12 protein-coding genes are annotated in these 21825 nt (G+C 70.2%); 3 read left to right on the top strand and 9 right to left on the bottom strand.

Annotated features, from left to right (window positions below; all coding sequences use genetic code 11):
• Nucleotides 1-29: 29 nt before the first annotated feature.
• Nucleotides 30-3080 carry an ATP-binding protein gene (locus ACIBU0_RS09515; RefSeq protein ID WP_398814222.1) on the bottom strand — a complete coding sequence of 1017 codons (3051 nt, stop codon included), beginning with the start codon at nt 3078-3080 and terminating at the stop codon, nt 30-32.
• 375 nt (nt 3081-3455) lie between these two features.
• On the opposite strand from ACIBU0_RS09515, the gene ACIBU0_RS09510 reads away from it, so the two are divergent.
• A complete protein-coding gene (locus ACIBU0_RS09510; RefSeq protein ID WP_398814220.1) occupies nt 3456-4808 on the top strand; it encodes a M14 family metallopeptidase in 1353 nt (450 codons plus the stop codon).
• Nucleotides 4809-4824: 16 nt separating this feature from the next.
• Here the strand turns inward: ACIBU0_RS09510 and ACIBU0_RS09505 are convergent, their stop codons facing one another.
• From ACIBU0_RS09505 to ACIBU0_RS09485, 5 genes are all read right to left on the bottom strand, one after another.
• Entirely contained in the window at nt 4825-5391 is a 567-nt protein-coding gene (locus tag ACIBU0_RS09505) for a hypothetical protein (RefSeq protein ID WP_398814217.1), read from the bottom strand.
• Nucleotides 5392-5887: 496 nt separating this feature from the next.
• On the bottom strand, nt 5888-7369 hold the full coding sequence (locus tag ACIBU0_RS09500) for a GntP family permease (protein WP_398814214.1): 1482 nt from the start codon (nt 7367-7369) through the stop codon (nt 5888-5890).
• A gap of 145 nt (nt 7370-7514) precedes the next feature.
• Complete coding sequence (locus ACIBU0_RS09495; RefSeq protein ID WP_398814211.1) at nt 7515-7925, bottom strand: RidA family protein; 411 nt, start codon at nt 7923-7925, stop codon at nt 7515-7517.
• Nucleotides 7922-8686: an IclR family transcriptional regulator gene (locus ACIBU0_RS09490; protein ID WP_398814208.1), complete on the bottom strand. Its 765-nt coding sequence runs from the start codon at nt 8684-8686 to the stop codon at nt 7922-7924. The genes ACIBU0_RS09495 and ACIBU0_RS09490 overlap by 4 nt, the downstream gene beginning before the upstream one ends.
• Complete coding sequence (locus tag ACIBU0_RS09485; protein WP_398814206.1) at nt 8683-9939, bottom strand: sugar kinase; 1257 nt, start codon at nt 9937-9939, stop codon at nt 8683-8685. Before ACIBU0_RS09485 ends, ACIBU0_RS09490 begins: the two co-directional genes overlap by 4 nt.
• A gap of 136 nt (nt 9940-10075) precedes the next feature.
• Between ACIBU0_RS09485 and ACIBU0_RS09480 the strand changes: the two genes are divergently transcribed.
• Entirely contained in the window at nt 10076-11359 is a 1284-nt protein-coding gene (locus ACIBU0_RS09480) for an amino acid deaminase (RefSeq protein ID WP_398814203.1), read from the top strand.
• Between the two features lie 12 nt (nt 11360-11371).
• Nucleotides 11372-13003 carry an amidohydrolase family protein gene (locus ACIBU0_RS09475; RefSeq protein ID WP_398814200.1) on the top strand — a complete coding sequence of 544 codons (1632 nt, stop codon included), beginning with the start codon at nt 11372-11374 and terminating at the stop codon, nt 13001-13003.
• A 4-nt stretch (nt 13004-13007) separates the two neighbouring features.
• On the opposite strand, the gene ACIBU0_RS09470 is transcribed toward ACIBU0_RS09475, so the two are convergent.
• The 3 genes from ACIBU0_RS09470 to ACIBU0_RS09460 form a co-directional block, all read right to left on the bottom strand.
• Nucleotides 13008-13937 (bottom strand): serine protease, encoded by a 930-nt coding sequence (locus tag ACIBU0_RS09470; RefSeq protein ID WP_398814197.1) that lies wholly within the window; start codon nt 13935-13937, stop codon nt 13008-13010.
• 369 nt (nt 13938-14306) lie between these two features.
• A complete protein-coding gene (locus tag ACIBU0_RS09465) occupies nt 14307-14753 on the bottom strand; it encodes a hypothetical protein (protein ID WP_398814194.1) in 447 nt (148 codons plus the stop codon).
• A 16-nt stretch (nt 14754-14769) separates the two neighbouring features.
• On the bottom strand, nt 14770-21645 hold the full coding sequence (locus tag ACIBU0_RS09460; RefSeq protein ID WP_398814191.1) for a polymorphic toxin-type HINT domain-containing protein: 6876 nt from the start codon (nt 21643-21645) through the stop codon (nt 14770-14772).
• Nucleotides 21646-21825: the final 180 nt, after the last annotated feature.

Below are 21825 nucleotides of genomic sequence, written 5' to 3'. Positions count from 1 at the left end.
GTCGGCGGGTCGGACGCCGGTCGGATGTCTCACCGCTGAGCCACGACCCAGGCCGCGATCTGGCTGCGGTTGTTGAAGCCGAGCTTGCCGAGGATGCGTTCGACGTGGCCCTCGGCGGTGCGGCGGGCGATGACCAGGCGGTCGGCGATCTGCTGGTTGGCGAGGCCCTGGGCGACGAGTTCGGCGACCTCGGTCTCGCGACGGGTGAGGCGGACGCCGGCCGTGGGGTGCGGGAGGCCTGGTCTGCCGTTCGCCTTGCGCGTGCCCGTAGTGCCCGTGGTGCCGTCGGTGAGTGCGTAGGCGACGGTCTCCGCGAGGCCGAGTCCGGTGCCGCGTTCGTACGCCCGTTGGAAGGCGGGGCGGTCCAGGGACTCGCGGGCGCGGGCCTCGCTGTCCTGGCGGGTCGAGTTGAGGGCCGCCGAGCCCCAGCGGTCGCGGTCGATGCCGGACCATGTGCGGTCGGCGGCGCCGAGGAGGACGGCCGCGCGTTCATGGGCACCGGTCTCCGTGGCGATGCGGGCCAGGAGGTCGAGGGTGAGGGCGATGCCGATGACGTCGTGGACGGCGAGTTTGAGACGCAGGGCCTGACGGGCGTGGTGCTCGGCCCGGCGCCAGTCGCGCTGCACGGTGTGGGCGAGGGCGAGCATCCGCAGGACGTACGAGTGCACCCACTCCTCGCCGTGCCGTTCGCACATCCGCCGGGCCGTTTCGCAGACCTCGACGGCGCGGTCGGCCTCGCCCAGGAAGCCCAGGGCGCAGGCGAGTTCTACCTGGTCGAGGCCGTACAGGCTGAGGTGCTGGCCGGGGACGGGGCCGCGGGCGACGCTGGCCTCGAAGTGGGTGAGGGCGGTCGGGAGGTCGTCCATGAACAGGGTGATGACGCCGATGGCGTAGGCGGCGTGGGCCGCCTCGGCCTCGTCGTGCAGGTCGCGGGCGAGGGCGTGCGCGTCGCGGGCCAGGGCGAGGCCCGCGGTGAGGTCGTGGGTGGCGGCGGCGAGGAGGCCGGCGATCCACAGGCCACGGGTGCGTTCGCGGGTGGGCTCCGGGTTGGCGGCCAGGGCGCGGTCGAGCCAGTGGCGGCCCTCGCGGGGCGCGCCGCAGGCGTGCCAGTAGAACCACAGGGTGCCGGCGAGGCGCAGTCCCTGGAGGCGTTCGCCCGGGGTGGTGAGGCTGAAGTCGAGGGCGGCGCGGAGGTTGTCCTGGTCGGCGCGCAGGCGGGCGACGATCTCGCGCTGGCCCGGGCCGAACCAGGCGTTTTCGCAGGTGGCGGCGCGGTGGAGCATCCAGTCGCGTTGGCGGCGGCGGGCCGCGGGCGCTTCGCCGGGGAGGCGGCGCAGGTGGGTCAGGCCGTAGTGGCGGAGGGTGTCGAGGAGGCGGTAGCGGGTGCCGTCGGGGCCGTCTTCTCGGGACAGTACGGATTTGTCCACGAGGCCGGTGATGGCGTCGAGGACGTCGTCCGGGTGGAGGTGGGGAGTGGTGGGCGCCGGGTGTTTCTCGCCCCCGCCGCCCCTACCCGTCCCGTCCTCCAGGGGCGCTGCCCCTTCGACCCCGCCAGGGGCTCCGCCCCTGGGCCCCACTGGGGGCTCCGCCCCCAGCCCCCCGGCCTCGCCCGCCCACCACCCGACTCGCTCGGCCGAGAGGCTCGACTCGCCTCTCGCCCCGCCCGACCGAGAAGCGAGCCCCGCGGTCCCCTCTCCCTCTCCGCCTGCGCCGCCCGCCGACCCCCCGCCCGCACACAGCGTCCCCGCCACCTCCTCTTCGCCGACGCCCCCCACGCTCTCCGCCACGCACATCACTTCCGCCGTCTCCGCCCCACCCCTGGCACACACCGCCCCCTCCCTCGCGCAGCCCGCTTCCGCCGTCTTCTGCCCGGCCACTCCACCTGCCCCGCGAGCCGCGCTGCCCCTCCCCCAGGCAGCCCCACCCGCCACATCCCCACGAACGCCGCACTCCCCGCGCACCGCCCCCTCCCCCAGACAGGCAGCCGCCGCCGACCCTCCGCCCACGCCACAGCCCTCTCCCACACACACGGCCCCCGCCGCCCCCTCCCCGCCCACGGCAAACACCCCATGCGCCTCCCCCTCCCCCTCGTACGCGGCGCCCAGCGCCCCCTCCCTCCCGCACCCGGCCCCCGCCATCCCCTCCCCGCCCACGCCACGCCCCCCGCGCACCGCCCCCTCCCCCGCACACACCGCCTCCGCCGTCTCCAGATCAAAGCTCCCCGCCAGCACCGACAACCGCGCCCACACCAACTGCTCCCTCTCGGTGCACAGTTCGTGGCTCCAGTCGACCGCCGCGCGCAGCGTCTGGTGGCGGGGCAGGGCGGTGGGGCTGCCGCCGGTGAGGAGGCGGTAGCGGTCGTCGAGGCGGTTGAGGAGCTGGTCCACGTCGAGGACGCGCATGCGGACGGCGGCGAGTTCGATGGCGAGGGGGAGGCCGTCGAGGCGCCGGCACAGGCGGGCGACGGCGGCGCGGTTCGCGGCGGTCAGGCGGAAGCCGGGGACCACCGCGGCGGCCCGGTCGGCGAAGAGGGCGAGGGCGGGGTAGCCCTCGGGCGAGGTGAGGTCGCCGTCGGGGTCGGGAACCGGCAGGGGGCGTACCTCCAGGAGGTGTTCCTCGGTGAGGCCGAGGCGGTGGCGGCTGGTGGCGAGGATCCGTACGCCGGTCGTGCCGTGCAGCAGGGCCGCGGCGAGTTCGGCGCAGGCAGGCAGCAGATGTTCGCAGTTGTCGAGGAGCAGGAGCAGCCGACGGTCCCTCACCTGCTCCACGAGCGCCTGCAACGGCGGCCGCGCGGAATGGTCGTGCAGGTCGAGCGCGTCGGCGGCGGCGAGCGGGACGAGGGCGGGGTCGTCGAGGCCGGAGAGGGGGACGAAGCGCACGCCGTCCGGGAAGGTGCGCCGTACGCCGGCCGCGATGCGTGCGGCGAGGCGGGTCTTGCCGACGCCGCCGGGCCCGGTCAGCGTGACGAGCCGGGTTCTGGCCAACAGCTCGCGGGCGGCGACCAGTTCGCCGCGCCGGTCGACGAAGCTGGTCGTCTCGACCGGCAGCCGGTGATCCCGTCGTGGCGCTGATCCGCCCATGATCAGCCGTTCCTCCGGGTGTGGTCCGAAGCCGGGTGTGGCCCGACGGGGCCGGGCCGGAGAGCCGGGGAGCCGGAGGGTGCGGCGTTCCCCACCACTCCCGCCGCTCCCACCGCTCCCCCTTGCGCGGACCCTCACCCTCCCCCGGCCCCGCGCCGGGCCGCACATCGGGATCACACCCGTGGGTGGACTTCGCACGGGACCGCTCCGCTCGCAGTACGCGCGCGTACACTGCGCGGCCGATTTCCGAGTGATTCACGCCATCGATCGCCGGTCCACCCTTGACCTGTCCATGCCACCGGCCCACGATGAGCGCCACACCCGCACCACGTACGTCGCACTGAACCCCACCCCCCACTCCCACAAGGAGACTTCATGCGACTTCGCATTCGCGGCTCAGGCGCCCGCAGCGGCAGACGGACCGCCGCACTCGCCACCCTGCTCGCCCTCGCCCTCGCGGCGCCGATCTCCCAAGGCCTGTCCGCGAACGCCGACAGCGCCGCCAAGACGGCCCCTTCGGCCGACGACGTCCGGCAGTACGAGATCCACGTCGACCACAACACCCCCGTCACCCGCACCGCCATCGCCGCGGCCGGCGTGACGGTGGACGAGGCCGACGAGGAGACCGTGGTCGTCTCCGGCCGGGCCGACCAGATGCGCAAGCTGCGCCAACGGGGCTACGACGTCTCACTGTTGGGCTCCGCCCCGGACCGCGCCGCCGAGGACGAGATACGGCTCTACGACTTCCCGTCGGCCGACTCGAAGTACCACAACTACGCCGAGATGACCGCGGAGATCGACCAGCGGATCGCGGCCTACCCGAGCATCATGAGCAAGCGGGTGATCGGCAAGTCGTACCAGGGCCGGGACATCGTCGCCATCAAGATCAGCGACAATGTGGCGACGGACGAGTCCGAGCCCGAGGTGCTCTTCACCCATCACCAGCACGCCCGTGAGCATCTGACGGTGGAGATGGCGCTGTACCTGATCCGCGAGCTGGGCGCGGGGTACGGCCGTGACTCCCGCGTCACCGGCATGGTGAACAACCGTGAGATCTGGATCGTCCCGGACCTCAACCCCGACGGCGGCGAGTACGACATCGCCACCGGGTCCTACCGTTCGTGGCGCAAGAACCGGCAGCCCAACTCCGGTTCGTCGTACGTCGGGACCGACCTCAACCGCAACTGGAACTTCAAGTGGGGCTGCTGCGGCGGGTCCTCGGGGTCCACGTCCTCCGAGACCTACCGGGGTGCTTCCGCGGAGTCCGCGCCCGAGGTGAAGGTGGTCGCCGACTTCGTGCGCAGCCGGGTCGTGGGCGGCAAGCAGCAGATCAGGGCCGGGATCGACTTCCACACGTACAGCGAGCTGGTGCTGTGGCCGTTCGGGTACACGTACTCCGACACCACCACGGGCATGACGGCGGACGACTACAACGCCTTCAAGACCGTCGGGCAGAAGATGGCCGCCAGCAACGGATACACGCCCGAGCAGTCCAGTGACCTGTACATCACCGACGGGTCGATCGACGACTATCTGTGGGGTACGCAGAAGATCTTCTCGTACACCTTCGAGATGTATCCGTCGTCCAGTGGCGGTGGCGGCTTCTACCCGCCCGACGAGGTCATCGAGCGGGAGACGTCCCGGAACAGGGACGCGGTGCTGCAGCTGCTGGAGAACGCCGACTGCATGTACCGGTCCATCGGTAAGGAAGCCCAGTACTGCAGTTAGGGATGAGGGTTAGGGGTTAGGACTCACTGTCCTCGAAGTAGGCGTCGAGGACGGCGTCCAACTGCTCGTCCCACTCCTTGAAGCGGCTCCTGGCCGTCGCCTCGATCTCGATCGGGTACCAGCGGCGGTCAGGAGTGTGCACCGTGATGGTGAAACGCTTCCCGAAGCGCGGGGCCTCCGTCTCGACGGCGCCGATCTCGTCCCAGCGGAACTCGCACTCCTGGTCGTCCAGGGAGAGCCGTACGCCCTTGTGGTCGACGACGATACGGGCCCGGCGGTCGGCGGCCTCGAAGACGGGCCCGTCGACCGGCGCCTCGTCGTCCTCGTCCGCCTCGGCGTCATCCGCCTCGGTCTCGTCGGCGACTTCGACGTCCGTCTCCTCGGATGCGGCCTCCTCGGACTCCGTCTCCCCGGATTCGGTCCCCTCGGATTCCGTCTCCTCGGAGACGGCCTCCTCGGCCACGTCCTCGTCCTTCGCGCCCTCGGGCCTGACCGACGCGGGCGACGTGAGCCCGGGGATGAAGGCCGGGTCGAACCCGGCGCCTTCCAGGGGCTGGCTGCCTGAACCTATGCGCTGCTCCACAGCGGAGCAGTATGGTCGACGAACCTGTGTCCCGCGCAACCAGCCCCCGCATCGTTACACGAAGATGCGCGCGGGCTCCGCCATTCACTCACGGGACGAGGACCGGCGCCGACCAGTGTGCGGCCGCTCTCCCACCCGGGAGGCAGCCCCCGACGGACACCACGACACCTCCAGGCGGCCCCCCACAGCAACGAGGGCCGCCTCCAGCTTTGCGCCACCAGACCACGAGAGCCGGTGGGCAAGTCCACGCTCGCTGTGGCCCTGCCGCCGGGGCGGCCCTCCGATCAGCCGGGGCCTGCGCCCTTGGAGGTGTCCGGCTCGCTGATGCCGAAGAACTCGGCCATGATCCAACGGCATCCACCAACGCGCTCTGCGCGCGGGCACCGTCGTTGACACGGGAGGCGAAGACCGGGCGGCCCCACCCCCAAGGCAGAGCCGCCTCTGTCTCCGCGCCACCCGGCAAAGAGACAGCAGGTGCACCAAGGCACCACCACCGCTAGACGAACACGCTCAACACCCCCGCCACCACAAACCCCGCCACCGACAGCACACTCTCCAGGACCGTCCACGTCCTCAACGTGTCCCGCTCGCTGATGCCGAAGTACTTGGCGACGATCCAGAAGCCGCCGTCGTTGACGTGGGAGGCGAAGATCGAGCCTGCGGAGATGGCCATGATGACGAGGGCGGTGAAGGCCTGGGAGTGGTGGCCCTCGGTGAGGAGGGGGGCGACGATGCCGGCCGTGGTGACGATGGCGACCGTTGCCGAGCCCTGGGCGACGCGCAGGACCAGCGAGATCAGGTAGGAGAGGACGATCACGGGGAGGCCGACGTCGTTGAAGGTGTCGGAGAGGGCCTGGGCGACACCGCTGGCCTTGAGGACGGCGCCGAAGACACCGCCCGCGCCGACGACGAGGAGGATGTTGCCGACGGGCTTCAGGGACGAAGTCGACACCGTTTCCAGGGACTTGCGGGACCAGCCGCGGCGGATGCCCAGCAGGTAGTAGGCGAGCAGCAGGGCGATCGTCAGGGCGACGAAGGGGTGACCGAAGAACTCGATCACCGAGCGGGTGGTGGAGGGGTCCAGGGCGATGGAGGAGAAGGTCGCCGCCAGGATCAGTACCAGCGGTGTGCCGATGATGCCGAGGACCGTGCCGAGCGGCACCGGCTTCTCCTGCGGCTCGACCCCCGAGGCCCGCTGCTCGTTGATGACCGCCAGCTTCGCCTCGGCCGCCGCCTCGACCATGTCCTGCGGGACCGGGATGAAGAGCCGACGGCCGATCCACGCCGAGAACGCCCACGCCGCGCACACCGCCGGGATGCCGCACACGATGCCCATGAGGATGACCCAGCCGAGGTCCACGTGGAGCAGGCCGGCCGCCGCCACCGGGCCCGGGTGCGGGGGCAGGAAGGCGTGCGTCATCGACAGACCGGCCAGCAACGGCAGGCAGTACAGGAGGATGGACTTCCCCGAGCGCTTGGCGGCCGCGTACACGATCGGCGCGAGGACGAAGATGCCGACGTCGAAGAAGACCGGGATGCCGAAGATGAGGCCCGTGAGGCCCATGGCGAGGGGGGCCCTCTTCTCACCGAAGAGGTTCAACAGCCGGGACGCCAACGCCTCCGCGCCGCCGCTCACTTCGAGGATCGCGCCGAGCATCGTGCCCAGGCCGATGATGATCGCGACATGGCCGAGGATGCCGCCCATGCCGGACTCGATGGTCGACACGGCGTCGCTTCGCTGGACGGTGCCGAAGAGTTCGGTGACCGAGAGGCCGGCCATGAGACCGACGGCTATGGAGACCGCGAGGAGCGCCACGAAGGGCTGGAGACGCGCCTTGATGATCAGGAACAGGAGCAGGGCGATGCCGAGGGCGGCGACCGTCAGCAGACCGGCCGTACCGTCGACGAGGAGGAGCAGGCCTCCGGTGTGGGGTGGGGCTTCGGCGGCGGGGGCGGATGCAGCGAGCGGATAGGACATACGGGGGTCCTCTTCGTAAATGCATACACAGGGGGTCTGGGGGTCTCCCCCCGGAAGGCACAGCCGGGCAGGGGGGATCGCGGTTCGGCGCCCCGGGGGATGTCGGGCGCCGAACCGGCTACGGCATGCGGGAGTTGAGAGAGAGTCAGCCGAGTACGGCGAGCGCGTCGATCTCGATGAGAAGACCCGCGGGCAGGCCGACGTAGACCGTGGTCCGGGCGGCGGGCGGCTGGGTGAGGCCCGCCGCCTCGAAGTAGGCGTTGTAGATCTCGTTCATCTCGGCGAAGTGGGCGACGTCCGTCAGATAGACGCGGATCATCATCACGTCGTCCCAGGAGGCGCCGCCCTCCTCCAGGATCGCCTTGACGTTGGCGAGGGTCTGGAGGGTCTGCTCGCGCAGGGTGGGGCCGGCGGGCGTCGGGGGCTGTCCCTCGACCGCGGGGAGGAAGCCGACCTGGCCGGCGACCTGGAGGATGTTCCCCTTCTTGACGCCGTGCGAGAACTTGGCGGGCGGAGTGGTGTGGGTCTTGGGAGTGAGTGCGATCTTCTCGGTCATACGGTGGTGCCCTTCGCTGAGGTTCTGCCGGAGTACTCGCCGCTGATGTCGTCCGCCGTACGGCGCACCAGCGGGAGCAGGGTGAGGAGTTCGTCGGCGGTGACGACGACGTTCGGCGCGGAGACCGACATCGCGGCGACGACCCGGCCGTCGGCGCCGCGGATCGGTGCGGCGACGCAGTTGATGGACTCCTCGTGGCCGCCGAGGTCGGTGGCCCAGCCCTGTTCGCGGACCTTGTCCAACTCCCGCAGGAAAGCCGGGGCGTTGGGGGTGGAGCGGGCTGTGTACATGGGGTAGTCGAGCTTGTCGGCGAGGGCGCGGCGCTCGTGCTCGGGCAGGTCGGCGAGCAGCAGCTTGGCGACGGCGGCGACGGTGATGGCGACCGGTTTGCCGATACGGGAGTACATCCGCACCGGGTAGCGGCTCTCCACCTTGTCGATGTAGAGCACCTCGTTCTCCTCGTACACGGCGAGGTGCACGGTGTGGCCGCACTGCTCGTTCAGGCGGACGAGGTGGGCGTGGGCGATCTCGCGGATGTCGAGGTTCTCCATCGCCTCCTGGGCGAGCGCGATGAGACGGGCGCCGAGGCGGTAGCGCTGGTCGGACTGGCGGTAGACCATGCCGTGCTCGTGGAGGGTGCGCAGGAGGCGGAGCGCCGTGGATTTGTGGACGCCTAGGCGGTCGGCGACCTGGCCGAGGTCGGCGGGGCCCTCGGCGAGCAGCGGCAGGATGCTGAGCGCGCGGTCGACGGTCTGGCTCATGGCGTACGTACCTCCTCGTCGGCCCTGTGAGCGGCTTGCGTCCAGCCGGGGCCGAGTCGAAGTTTCTCCCACGCGGCGTCGTCGAGGGCGACCAGGCGGTCGGCGGTGTCGCGGGTGGGGGGTGGGGCGAGGTCACCGGGGGCGGTGAGGGCGGCTGCCGCCCAGAGGTGGGCGTGGCGCAGGCGCTCCCGCGAGGGCAGGCCGCGCAGGGTGGCGGACAGGAATCCGGCGGCGAAGGCGTCACCGGCGCCGACGGTTGCTACGGGGGTTACTTGGAGGGCGGGTACGAAGGTGGACGTCGGCTGGGGCTGGGCGGGGGTGGGTGTCGCTCGCCCGCGCCGGCGGGGTGCCGCTGCGCCCACCCTCCCCCACTCTCGGCTTCGCTCGAGCGGGGGGACCCCCATCGCCCCAGCGGCACGACTGCCCGCAGCTGGGTCAGCTGCTGGACCGGCGTGACTGCTCCCACCCAGGGGCGCGGGGAACTGCGCGACCAGCCGACCACCACCCGCAGCCGACACGAATGCTGTAGCCCCCACTCCTCCTCGCTTCACCACCAGTACCCCCGGCTCCGGCAGCAGCGCCCGTATCGCCTCCGGCCCGCCGGTGACCCCCCAAGCCGCCTCGGCCTCGTCGGCGCCCACGAACACCAGGTCGCAGGCGCGCGCCAGCTCCAGCAGCACAGCCGGGCCGTCCGCGTCCCGCCACAGTCCGGGGCGGTAGTTGACGTCGAAGGAGATCAGCGGACCCCCCTTCCCCTCAGCGGTCAGCTCCCGCAGCAGCCCCAGACACCCCTCCGACAACGCCGCCGTGATCCCCGACAGATGCAGCACCCGCCCCGCCCGCACCGCCCCCAGGTCCACGTTCTCGACAGACATCGCCGACGCCGCCGACCCCGCCCGGTAATACGCCACCTCATGCGCGTCCGTCCCCCGCTCACCGGCCGTGCGGAAGTACACCCCCGTCGGGCGCAGCGGATCCCGGCGGACGGCCGAGACGTCGACGCCGTAGTCCCCGATCGTCTCCACCAGGTGGTCGCCGAACCCGTCCGCGCCGACCCGGCTGACCCACCGCACCGCGTGCCCCGCGGCAGCGAGCCCGCACGCGAGGTTCGACTCCGCGCCCCCGATCCCCCGCTCGAACGACGGCACATCGGCGAGGCGCCCCGGCCGGGACGGCAGGAACGTGACCATGGACTCGCCGAGCGCGACGACGTCCACGACGTCGGGGGCATTGCAGGGTCCGGTGACAGTCACGATCGTCGTAGCTCCTCGGCGTCTTCGCGGGACGCGGTTTTCGTTGACCCCGCGTCGGCCGAGATGTTAGACAGCAGTGAGCGATATACGCAATGAGCGTTGCAATAAGTGCAACCGCCCAGATCAGGGAGGCTCCATGACAGCCGACAGCCCCTCAGAAGCCCTCGCCCGCCTCGCAGAGGAACGCGTCGACCACCGCTTCAAGGGCCTCCCCCCGGACGCCGACGGCCTGACCGTCGCCGAGCTGGCCGCCCAGCGCCGCAACCTCTTCACCGGCGGCTTCGCCACGCCCGTCCTCGCGCTTTCCGCCGAGCGCCTGGAGCACAACCTCGACCTCATGGAGACGTACGCCGCCCGCCACGGCCTCGCCTTCGCCCCGCACGGCAAGACCTCCATGGCCCCGCAGCTGTTCCAGCGGCAGATCGAGCACGGGGCGTGGGGCATCACGCTCGCGGTGCCGCACCAGGTCCGGGTCGCGCGGGCGTACGGCGTCCAGCGGGTCTTCCTCGCCAACGAGCTGGTGGACCCGGCCGCCCTGCGCTGGATCGCCGGCGAGCTGGCCGCCGATCCGGACTTCCACTTCGTTTGCTACGTCGACTCCGTGCGCGGCGTCGAGCTGATGGACACGGCCCTGCGGGGCTCGGTGCGTGCGCTGGACGTGGTCGTCGAGCTCGCCGCCGGCGAGGGCGCCCGTACCGGTGTCCGCACGGATGCCGAGTGCGCGGCGGTCGCGGACGCGGTGGCGGGCGCGTCCACGCTGCGGCTGGTCGGGGTCGCGGGGTACGAGGGCGAGGTCCCGCAGGCCACGCCCGAGCGCGTGCACGCGTGGCTGCGGCGGCTGGTCGCTCTCGCCGTCGACTTCGACAAGGCGGGGCGGTTCGCGGGGCCGGGCCTCGACGAGATCGTCGTCAGCGCCGGTGGCAGCGCGTGGTTCGACGCCGTGGCGGAGGTGTTCGCCGAGATCCCCGGACTCTCCCTGCCCGTACTGAAGTTGCTGCGCTCGGGCGCTTACGTCTCGCACGACGACGGCCACTACCGCAAGCTCACGCCCTTCAACCGGGTCCCGCAGGAAGGCGCCCTCGAACCCGCCTTCCGCCTCTGGGCCCAGGTGGTCTCGCGCCCCTCCCCCGAGCAGGCCTTCGTCAACGCGGGCAAGCGGGACGCGGCGTACGACCTCGATCTGCCGTTCGCGCAGGTGGTGCGCCGGGACGGTGCCGAGCGCCCGGCCACCGGCATCTCGGTGACCGCTCTGTCCGACCAGCACGCGTGGCTGCGCACGACCGAGGAGGCGGACCTGGAGGTCGGGGACTGGCTCGGGATGGGGCTGTCCCACCCGTGCACGTCGTTCGACAAGTGGCCGCTGATCCCCCTCGCGGAGGCGGACGGGACGGTCGTCGACTACATCCGCACGTTCTTCTAGGAGGGGACGGTCGTGGAAGAGCTCGTGATCCGGGACGCGGAGGTCGTCGACGGCAGCGGCGGTCCGTCGTACCGCGCCGATGTGGTGGTGGACGGCGGCCGGATCGTGTCGATCGTCCAGGAGGCGGCCGCGGCCGGCTGCCAGCGGCCGAAGGCGCGGCGCGAACTGGACGCCGAGGGCCTGGTCCTCTCCCCCGGCTTCATCGACATGCACGCCCACAGCGACCTGGCGCTGCTGCGGGACCCCGACCACAGCGCGAAGGCCGCGCAGGGGGTCACCCTCGAAGTCATCGGCCAGGACGGGCTGTCGTACGCCCCCGTCGACGACCGTACGCTCGCCGAGGTCCGCCGGGCGATCACCGGCTGGAACGGCTCCGGCGACGACATCGACTTCGACTGGCGGTCGGTGGGCGAGTACCTGGACCGTCTCGACGCCGGTTTCGAGGGCCGGGGCATCGCCGTGAACGCGGCGTACCTCATCCCCCAGGGGACGGTCCGCGCGCTCGCCGTCGGCTGGGAGGACCGGAAGGCGACGCCGGACGAGCTCGACCGGATGCGGCAGTTGGTCGCGCAGGGCATGGAGCAGGGCGCGGTCGGCATGTCGTCCGGGCTGACGTACACGCCCGGCATGTACGCCGAGGACGCCGAACTGACGGAACTGTGCCGGGTGGTGGCGTCGTACGGCGGCTACTACTGCCCGCACCACCGCTCGTACGGGGCCGGGGCCCTGGAGGCGTACGCGGAGATGGTGGCACTGACGAGACAGGCCGGCTGCCCCCTCCATCTCGCCCACGCCACGATGAACTTCGGGGTGAACAAGGGCCGCGCCCCGGAGTTGCTGAAACTGCTGGACGAGGCCCTGGAGTCGGGGGCCGACATCACGCTCGACACCTACCCCTACACCCCCGGCTGCACGACGCTCGTCGCCATGCTGCCGAGCTGGGCGAGCGAGGGCGGCCCGGAGGCGATCCTGGCCCGCCTGGCGGACGAGGAGACGGCCGAACGCATCCGCCATCACCTGGAGGTCATCGGCGCGGACGGCTGCCACGGGGTGCCCATCGAGTGGGACACGATCGAGATCTCGGGCGTGGGCGATCCGGCGCTGGGCGACTTCGTCGGCCGTACGATCCGGCAGTCCGCGGACCTTCGCGGCGAGGCCCCCTGGACGACCGCCCGCCGTCTGCTCCTCGACGACCGGCTCGCCCCGTCGATCCTCCAGCACGTCGGCCACGAGGAGAACGTCCGGGAGATCATGCGGCATCGCGTCCACACGGGCGGCTCGGACGGCATCCTGCAGGGCGCCAAGCCGCATCCGCGGGCGTACGGCACGTTCCCGCACTATCTCGGCCGGTACGTCAGGGAGTTGGGAGTGCTGTCCCTGGAGGAGTGCGTGGCCCATCTGACCGGCCGCCCGGCGGCCCGGCTGCGGTTGCCGGACCGCGGGCTGGTCCGCGAGGGCCACCGGGCGGACCTGGTCCTCTTCGACCCGGAGACGGTAGCGGCGGGCTCCACGTTCGAGAAGCCGCGCACGCTACCGACGGGCGTCCCGTACGTCCTGATCGACGGCCGTTTCGTGATCGAGGACGGCCGCCGGACGGACGTACTGGCGGGACGGGCGATCCGTGGAACCGCGTATACCGCGTAGCCGGTTACGGCTTGGGCAGGACGCATCCGCTCGCGCTCAGGTCGAGCTTGTTGTCGACGCCGAAGCAGGCGGGGATCTGGTAGGTCTCCTGGGCGTAGTTGATGCCCTGGCGGACGGTGACGTTGCCGCTCTCGTCGACCTCGCACGGGTTGTTGACCGTGCAGCGCTCGCCGTCCTCGTTGCCGGTGTTGTTGACGGCGACGACCCGCTTGGTGGCCTGGTCGATGACGGGGGAGCCGGAGGTGCCGCCGATGGTGTTGCAGGCGGAGGTGTAGCGGACCGAGTCCTTGAAGGTCCAGTCGCCTTCCTTGAGCTGGTAGGCGAACCCGTCGATGTTGCAGTTGTACAGCCGCTTCCAGTAACCGGAGGCGACGGTGATGGCGGTACCGGCGACCGGGTGGGTGTCGGCCACGGTGAGCGCGCTGATGCCGTACCTGCTCTTGATCTGCGCGTAGGTGCTGGTGAGCTGATAGATCGACACGTCCGTGTCGGTCATCGTCCCGTAGGCGATCTTGCTGGCGCGCAGCGTGCCGATCCGGGAACCGGACGAGTTGAGCAGTCCGAAGGTCCGGCTGGAGGCCCGGTCGACGACGACCTCACCGGGCCCCGGCATGCCGGTCTCCAGGCAGTGCCCGTTGGACATCACCAGCGCCGGGTCGTTGTCCTCCGTGTCCGGGAAGCGGACGACGGAGCCGGAACAGTTGCTGAGCGAGACGGTTCCCGCGAAGTCGACGGCCTGAACCGTGGGGTTCAGGGTCCGGCTGAGGCTCTCCGTGGTGGACGTGACGGCGTCCCGCACGGTCGACACAGCCGTCTCCGTGTCCACGCCCTTGCCGAACGAACCGGCGGTGTCCACGGGAGCCGCGATCGCGGGGGCGGCACCGGCCCCGGCTATCGCCAGGGCGAGGAGGGCGGCGCCGAGAGGTTTTCTCATGTGGGGGTCCCCTCATACGAAGAGGGGTGACCGAAGAATTTCCGGCCACCCGCGTTTTTGTCATGCGCATTCTCACGCACGAGGGGGGTGCGGACAAGGACTTCGTTACCGGCGAGTTCAGGCCGTAGGGGTTTCCCTATCACGCGGGGACGGGGGTGTTGGGCGTGCGGCGCAGGACGTTCACGAGAGGGGGGTGAGATCACCACAGTCGGCACACCCGGGGCTCACGCGCCCCAGGAGGCATCCTGTCCGCCGCGTCCGCGGAGTCGCCGCCCGGGCGGAACGCTGCCGCAGCCGCAACGACCCCGTCAAAAGGCGAGAGGCCCCGCCAGAACCGACTCCGGCGGGGCCTCTCAGTATCGAATCAATTCACGACAACAATTCGCGACGAGACTCGCGATAGGAGTCCGCGTTCTCCGGAAGAAGCTCCGACATCTTGTCGAAGAACGCCGCTCCCGCGCCCTTCAGCGACACCAAGAAATCAGGCATCGAAACGCCCGCCTTCTTCACGTCATTGCCCGATTTCACCGAAACGAGAACCTGTGACCCTTGCCGCTGGAAAGAGAGCTCAATCGGCTGGTCCGGAAAATAAGTCGACGCGTACCCCGTGGCCGAGAGTTGCGGGATCATGCTGGCGACGTATGCCCACAACTGGTCAACATAATCCCATTCCTTGATCCCGATGACCTCAACTCCGTGGATGGCGATGCGCATCGCACCCTCGACGTAGTCGGCGTCAGCCGGGCGAGCAGCACAGGCATCGACCTGCACGAACTTGCCGTCCGAGTCCCTCAGGTACGTCTCGATCTCGATCACGCCGCGATTCCTCGTGTCAGGGAGCAACAGGATAGAACTGTCCGACTCGGCCTCGATTCATGCCGAGAACATAGTCGACTCCGTTGACGTTTCCCTTGATCTGATACATACCCCTACTTCCTCGCTGAACGAGCGCGTCTCTGTTCTGGCGCATGACCTGCCCGATCGCGTCCTGAACATCAGCAACGCTCATCTTGGGGTCGAAGAAAGACTGCTGAGCCTTCACCGAGCCGTCCCACATTTTCGGATGATGACGAGTGAGGATGTGCTCCATTCCCTTCTTGTCCAGAAGGAAGGTCTGATTCCCGAACTGGAAGCGCTGGCTGCTCCAATTCCGGAGGGCCGGAATGCACCCGCCACTGTTGTGAACCAGAACCGGCGTCTCGCCCGCCAGCACATAGTACGTATGCAGGTCGCTGACAGTGAGGTTGTGGACCGTGGTGACCAGGACCGACCACCGCTCGACTGCCGTGATCTGCACCTGGGTGCCGACGTCGGTGCGCAGCAGCTCCCCGGCCGTCAGATCCGTGGCGTCGATCCACTCCCCGAGTTCCGGAACCCAGAACGGGTGCTTGTCAGTGGCTGTGACGGAGGCGGTCTTGCCGCCCTCCTTGCCGTCGATGTCGACGGTCACCCTGACGAGATGCTTCAGGCCCCGCCCCTTGATCTCGGCAGTGACCGTCTCGACCTTCGTCTCGCCGGTTTCCGGGTCGGTGGCAAGGACCTTGTCACCGATGTCGACGTCCTTGATGTCCTTCGCAGTCCCGTCGGCCATCAGCACCTTGGTGTCCGGCGTGAAGCTGTTGCATTCCTCGGCCGCCTCTGCCGCTTTGTCAGCGGCCTTCTTGCTCCTCCGCCAGTCCTTGAAGTCGTCCCACAGCTTCTTGCCCAGCCCGACGATCCGCTTGCCCACGGCGGTCGCCTTGTCGAGGCGCCAGCCGTACTTCCCGATGAGCCGGCCGAGCGGGCCGCCGCCGATCAGCGACGTGACGACGTTGACCGCCGTGGCTCCGCACGAGCCGAGAGCCCCGGTGGTGAAGCAGTCCAGCGCGTCGGTGATCCCCAGTTCGTCGGCGATGATCGCGCCGAGTTCCTTGGCGATGGCGATGGCCCGCTTCTTGGCCGCGTCCTCCTTGGCCCGGGCTTCGTCCGCCTTGGCCTGAGCCGTTGTCCTGGTGGTTTCCTTGGTCGTGCCGCCGGTGCCGTCGCCGGTGTCGGTGACCGGGGTAGTGGTCGGCCACGGCCCGCACTCCTGCCAGCCTCCCTCGCAGTCCGCGAGCCTGAGGCCCGTGGCATCGCTGAAGGTGACCGGGCTGTTGTTGGCGTAGGCGTAACCGTTGATCTGCTGCGGGTCGTTGTAGTCGATGATCGGGTCGGCCGAGATGAAGCGGCCCGTGTCCGCGTCGTATTCGCGTGCACCGAGCGTCGTCAGGCCCGTGGACTGCTGGATCGTGCCGCCCACGAAGCCCTTGTCGTTGACCCAGCCGGCCGGGGACGACGTCGAGTCGTCACGGGCGAGGCCGAACGGGTCCGTGCGGCGCCGTGTGGTGGTGCCCGTCGCCGGGTCGACGGCGAGCTCGGCCGTGCCCTGGTCGTCCGAGAGCAGGAAGTGGACGCCGTCCGCCTCCCGCATCGCGACCGTCACACCGTTGAAGGAGTAGTACCGGGTCGCCGTCACCGCGGACGTGGACTTGTCCAGGTGGAGCTCCATGCCCGGCATGTAGAACGTCTTCTCACCGGATGTGTCCCGCACGATGCGCTCGCCCGAGACGGCGTCGTACGTGTACGACGTCACCGACCCGTCCGCGTTCGTGACCTTGGTCAGCTCACCGCTCTTGTCCCACTCCAGCGACTGGGTGTCGCCGTCCAGGACCCGGGACCGGGTGTTGCCCGAGGCGTCGTACGTGTACGTGTTCTGGGAGGTCACCTCCGGGGTCGTGCTCGTCGCCGCGGTGTTCTCCACGACCTTCGAGACCGTGTGGGGGCCGGAGTCCGTCCCGTTCGGGCCGGAACCCTGGCCGTAGGTGTACGTCCTCGCGGACGTCCCCGCCCCGTTCAGCCCGTGTCGCGTCTCGCTGGTGCGGTTGCCGATCGCGTCGTAGCCGTACTCCGTCCAGTACGGGGACACGCCGCCGACCGTCGAGGACGACGCGCCGGAGGAACACGCGGTCTCCGCGGCGCCCGTGCCCGAGGCCCCGCTCGTCGCCGCCGACGAGGTCCATGCGCTCGTCACGCGGCGCAGGCCGTCGTAGCCGAAGCACTGGACGTCCTTGGTGCCTCCGCTCGGGGTGTCCGCGATGGAGAGGATGTTGCCGGCCGCGTCGTACGTGTAGTCCGCGTCGTAGGCGACACTGGCGGCACCCTCCACGTCCACACGGGAGTTGAGGAGGCGGTCGGTGCCCGCCTCGTACCTGTTCGTCAGCCAGGTCTTCCGGGCGGCCGTCGCCCCCGTGGACAGCTCGATCTGCTCCAGGTTGGACGTCGGCGAGTACGTGGCGTCCGTCACGTAGCTGCCGCCGCCGATCGAGGTGCCGACGCCGACCGGTCGCTGCAGTTCGTCGTACGTGTACGACAGCGCCTCCGCCGGCAGGTCGCCCGCCGCCGGCAGGCCCACCCCCTGGACGGTGACGTCCCGGTTGTACTGGGTGGTGAACTCGTAGGTGCCGCCCAGCTGCGGTTCGGCCGTCTTGGACAGGTAGTACTTCGTCGAGGTCGGCTTGTAGTCGTTGTTCGCGTCGAGGACCGGGTGGGTCACCGACGCGTAGACCGCTCCGTTCTTGTACGTGTAGGTGCCGTACAACTCGCCCTTGGCCACCGTGTCGTACTTGATCACGGACAGCTTGGTGCCGGTGTCCGGCTCGCCCTGCCAGGTCGAGACCGCACGGCCCAGTTCGTCGTACTTCGTCGAGGTCTTGTCCCCGTTGAGGGTGATCGAGGTCTGGCGGTCCAGCGCGTCGTAGGTGAACGAGGACGTGCCCGTGTCGGGGTCGACCGCCTCCTTCCTGCGGCCCAGCTGGTCGTACTTGTACGACCACTCGTTCCCGGCGTCGTCCGTCACCTTCGACAACAGGCCCGCAGGCGTGTAGCCGTAGGTGGTGGTGACCGCGGCGCCGCCGACCGGGTACTCGATCCGGGTCACCGCACGGTCCCGGGCGTCGCTCACGACCGTGGACTTCACACCACCCGTCGGCGGTGTGGTGGTGACCCGGTCGCCGCCGTACGCGTACGTCGTGCGGTACTTCTCCGTGCCCTGCACCTTGAAGACCGAGGCGACGGCCCGGCTCGCGCCGTCGTACTCCGTCACCGTCTGGCCGTCGAGGTCGGCGTTGACCGGCTGGAAGAGTGTCGCGGAGGGGGCGCCGGAGACGTAGTAGGTGTCGTTGACCTGCACCACCCGGTTGGAGCCGTCGTACCGGGTGTCCGCGACCATGCGGCCGCCGCCCGGTCCTTCCGTCTGTGCCTGGCGGGGCCTGAGCAGGCCGTCGTACAGGGACCACTCGCTGCCGTACGACGTCCCGTCGCTCTCGATCTTCTGCGTGTGGACGGCGGTCGGGGCGGAGTCGCCCCGCACGAGGTACTCGTACTTGAGGGACGGGCTGAAACTGGAGGCCTTCGGCCGGTCCGGCAGCCAGACCGAGACCAGGCGTCCCAGACCGTCGTAGGCGAGGTCGGTCCGCCTGCCGTTCTGCTCCACCTTCGCGCTGGGCACGCCCCACTGGGGCGCGTACTCCGTCGACATGGTCCAGCCGAGCCGGTTGGTGACCGTCGACTTCGTCGCCAGGCCATAGGTGTCCGTGTAGGTGGTGGAGGAGGTGTACGCCGTCGAGGACGACGCCGTCTCCGCGTCCTTCACCACCAGCGGGCGGCCGTAGCTGTCGTACGTCGTCACGGCGGTCGTCTGGTACGTCGCCGTGGTGCCGTCGTGTGCGGACAGCCGCTTCGTGGTGGTCACGTCACCCTTGGTGGGGGCCGTGCCGAGCACAGTGGCGCCGTCGTAGTAGGTCAGTTCGTCGGAGATGACCTGGGTGGCGCGGCTGGGCGTGGTGGCGCAGTCGACCGCCACCTTCTCCACCCGCGACACGTACGCGTACATGTTCAGGGCCGCGTTGTCGGCGTACTCGGTGCGGGTGCACTGGTTGTCGGCGACGCCGACCTCGCCGTCGTCGTCGACCCGGATGCCCCGGCCGGTGGCGTCGTCGTACGTCGTGCTCGTCCTGGTGTGCCGCCAGCCGCCGACCGCGAGTGCCACGTAGGTGTCGGTCGAACCGGTCGCTGCATAGCGGGCCCTGCGCGTGCCCCAGTCCTCGGTCTGGGTGGCGGTCACCGCGGTCCACGGCACCGTCACCGACTTCTGGGTGACGTCGGAGCCGTTGTAGGTGAGGGTCTCGAGCTCGGACCCCGCCTTCCAGTCGGAGTCGTCGTAGACGACCCCGCCCGAGTCGGTGACCGTGGCGGAGCGGGTGGTGCCGTTCTTGTCCACGTCCCCGTCCAGGCCGCGGAAGAAGACGTGCTCGGTCTTGGTGTTGGAGGCGGAGTTGGTTCCGTCGGAGGTCTCGACCCGCACCCTGCCGTAGCCGCGCCAGTCGCCCCAGGTGCGGTACTCGGCCTTGGTGATGCCGTCGGGCTTGGCCTTCCGCCAGCCGGCGTCGCCGAGGTAGGTGTACTTGGTGACCTGGTCGGCGTTGCCGCCGGTGAGGTCGGTCTCGATCACCGAGTCGACGACGTACTTGTGGAACCAGTCGAGGATCGGGTCGGCCGCGCCCGGCGGGTTCCACTTCACCGGGAAGCAGCGCACCTTGGACGAGTCCTCGGCCGGGAGGGCGGCGGTGGTGCACTGCCGGTCGGCGTAGTTGACGTTGAGGACGCCGCCGGTCTCGTTCTTCACCGCGGAGAGACGGAAGCGGTAGAACGGCTGGAGGTTGTCACCGGTCTCGTCGACGCGGTTGGGCAGTTGCGTGCCGTACAGCTCGACGGAGGGGACGGAGACGTCGGTGCCGGCCTTGCCGGTGTGGGTGATGCGGCTGAGCCACAGCGACTTGGAGCCGTCGCCGTTGTCGGTGAAGACGTGGGTGAGGCTCCACTCGTCGACCGGCGAGTAGGTCGCGTCGCCGGTGCGGATCTGCGTGCTGATCTTCGTCAGCTTCTTGCGGGTCCAGAACGTCGGCGAGTTCTGGCCGGGGCACTTGGTGTCGGCCTTGCAGTTCTGGTCCCAGGGGACGTCGGGCCAGTCGGCGGCCGTGGCGTCCGTCAGCGCGCCGGCGGAGCAGTCGGTCAGGGCGCCGATGCAGCGCTCGGCGGTGGTGAGGACGACCTGGGCGGCCGGCTTGGTGGAGTACACGCTGCCCGCGCGCTGGCCGTAGTCGATGCGCTTGAGGTAGCCGCCGCGGATGTAGGGCTTGCCGTTCTCGGTGGTCTTCAGGCCCTGCGTGTAGTAGTTCGTCTCCTTGCCGTAGAAGAACGACGTCACGCCGCCGTGCGGGTCCACCACGTGGTCGAGGTTCCAGCGCCAGGCCTGTGTGCAGTAGGCCTCGGCGAACGTGGCGTTGTAGCAGGGTTCGCCCGAGTCGTCTCCGTAGACCGGGACGGTCCAGGTGGAGCCGGTCTCCTCGTTGCCGCTCGCGTAGCCGGGCAGCCGGTTCAGGCCGAAGTAGTACTGGGTGCCGTCGGCGGTGGTGATCTTCCAGTGCTCGCCGTTGTTGTCACCGTTGGTGGTGCCGGTCAGGCGCTCGACCTTGGAGTTGTCGTCGTTGCTGATCCGCCACTTGCCGGTGGTGTCGTCCTTGATGAGCTCGCCGGACGCGCCGCCGGCCAGGGAGAGCGTGGCGTTGTCGAACGCCCAGCACTGGTCGCCGATGGTGGCGTCGTGGCCGTCGTCGGCGCACGGCTTGTAGCTGCGTTCGATGTAGCCGGGCTCGTAGGTGAAGCCCTGGCCGATCCACGACCCCTGGTTGTTGGTGGCCGCCGTCTGGCCGTCGATCGACTGGGAGTTGTAGCTCAGGCCGGCAGAGGGCTTCAGGCCGCCGGGAACGGGCGGGGTGGTCAGGGGGTAGCTCCACGTGAAGGCGCCCGACGAAGTGTCCACGCTCCACTCGGAGGACGGGCTGAGGCTCGTCGCCTTGTAGTCGCCGTTGTCACCGCTGCTGCCGGCGGTCGCGGCCAGGACGGTGGCGGAGGAGGTGGCGGTGGCCGCTTCGAGGAGCTGCGTGCTGGGACCGGAGGTGTCGCCGTCGGCGTTCACGGTCGCCGTCAGAGTCTGCCGCTCCGCGTTGTTGCTGCTCTTCAGGTACGTCGGTGTCGAGCAGCCCTTCTTCTTCGGTGTCGTCAGGACACACGCCGGGTACTGCACGAGACGCAGGCGGGAGCCGTAGCCGCCGCCGTAGGCGCCCGCGAAGTCGGAGTAGTCGAGGGTGACGCGGGCGGCGCCGTCGGCCGTCTCGCCGTCCGTGCGGGCGACGGTGAGCAGGACACCGTCGATGCCCGCCGCCTGGGCCCTCTTGTGGCTCAGCACCTCGACGCGCAGGGAGGCCGCACCCCGCTCGCCCCCGACCGCCTTGGCCGTCACCGGCAGGCCCTTGGCCTTGACCGCTCTGCCGGACAGCTCGACCTCGGCGCTGCCCGCCTTGGGCCAGTGCGTCTCGTCGGCGTGCCGGACGGCGGCCTTCCTGGCCTCGTCGGTCTTGGTGAAGGCCTCGGGCTCGACGTTCCTGCCGCGGACCGGGTCGTCCAGGTTCGTCTGGGTCTTCGGCCTGGTCAGGCCACCGTCTGCCGCGGCAGTGGGCGCATATTGCGGAAGCAGGCCGATGGACAGGGCCAGCCCCAGGATCAACGCCGCGCGGCGGCGGCCGGCGCGCCGGGCCGGTCTGGGCGACCGGAACCAGGAGGGCGAGGACATGACAGCTCCAGGAGGCGGGGGAGGTGTTGGGGGGAAGGCTGGGGGAGGCGGGGGGGCCCCCGGGCCCCCCCCCCCCGGGGGGGGGTGGTATGCCGACGTCTACGAGAATATCGCGCCCGCCCGCAATACCCCCACCAGCGCCCCCCACGAGGCGTCCACCCGCCCCCGGTACAAACCGAC

Origin of the sequence: Streptomyces sp. NPDC049627, assembly GCF_044465645.1 — a bacterium.
Taxonomy (GTDB): Bacteria; Actinomycetota; Actinomycetes; order Streptomycetales; family Streptomycetaceae; genus Streptomyces.
The sequence above is the reverse complement of the archived record's forward strand: the minus strand, read 5'-3'. Positions and strand labels throughout refer to the sequence as shown.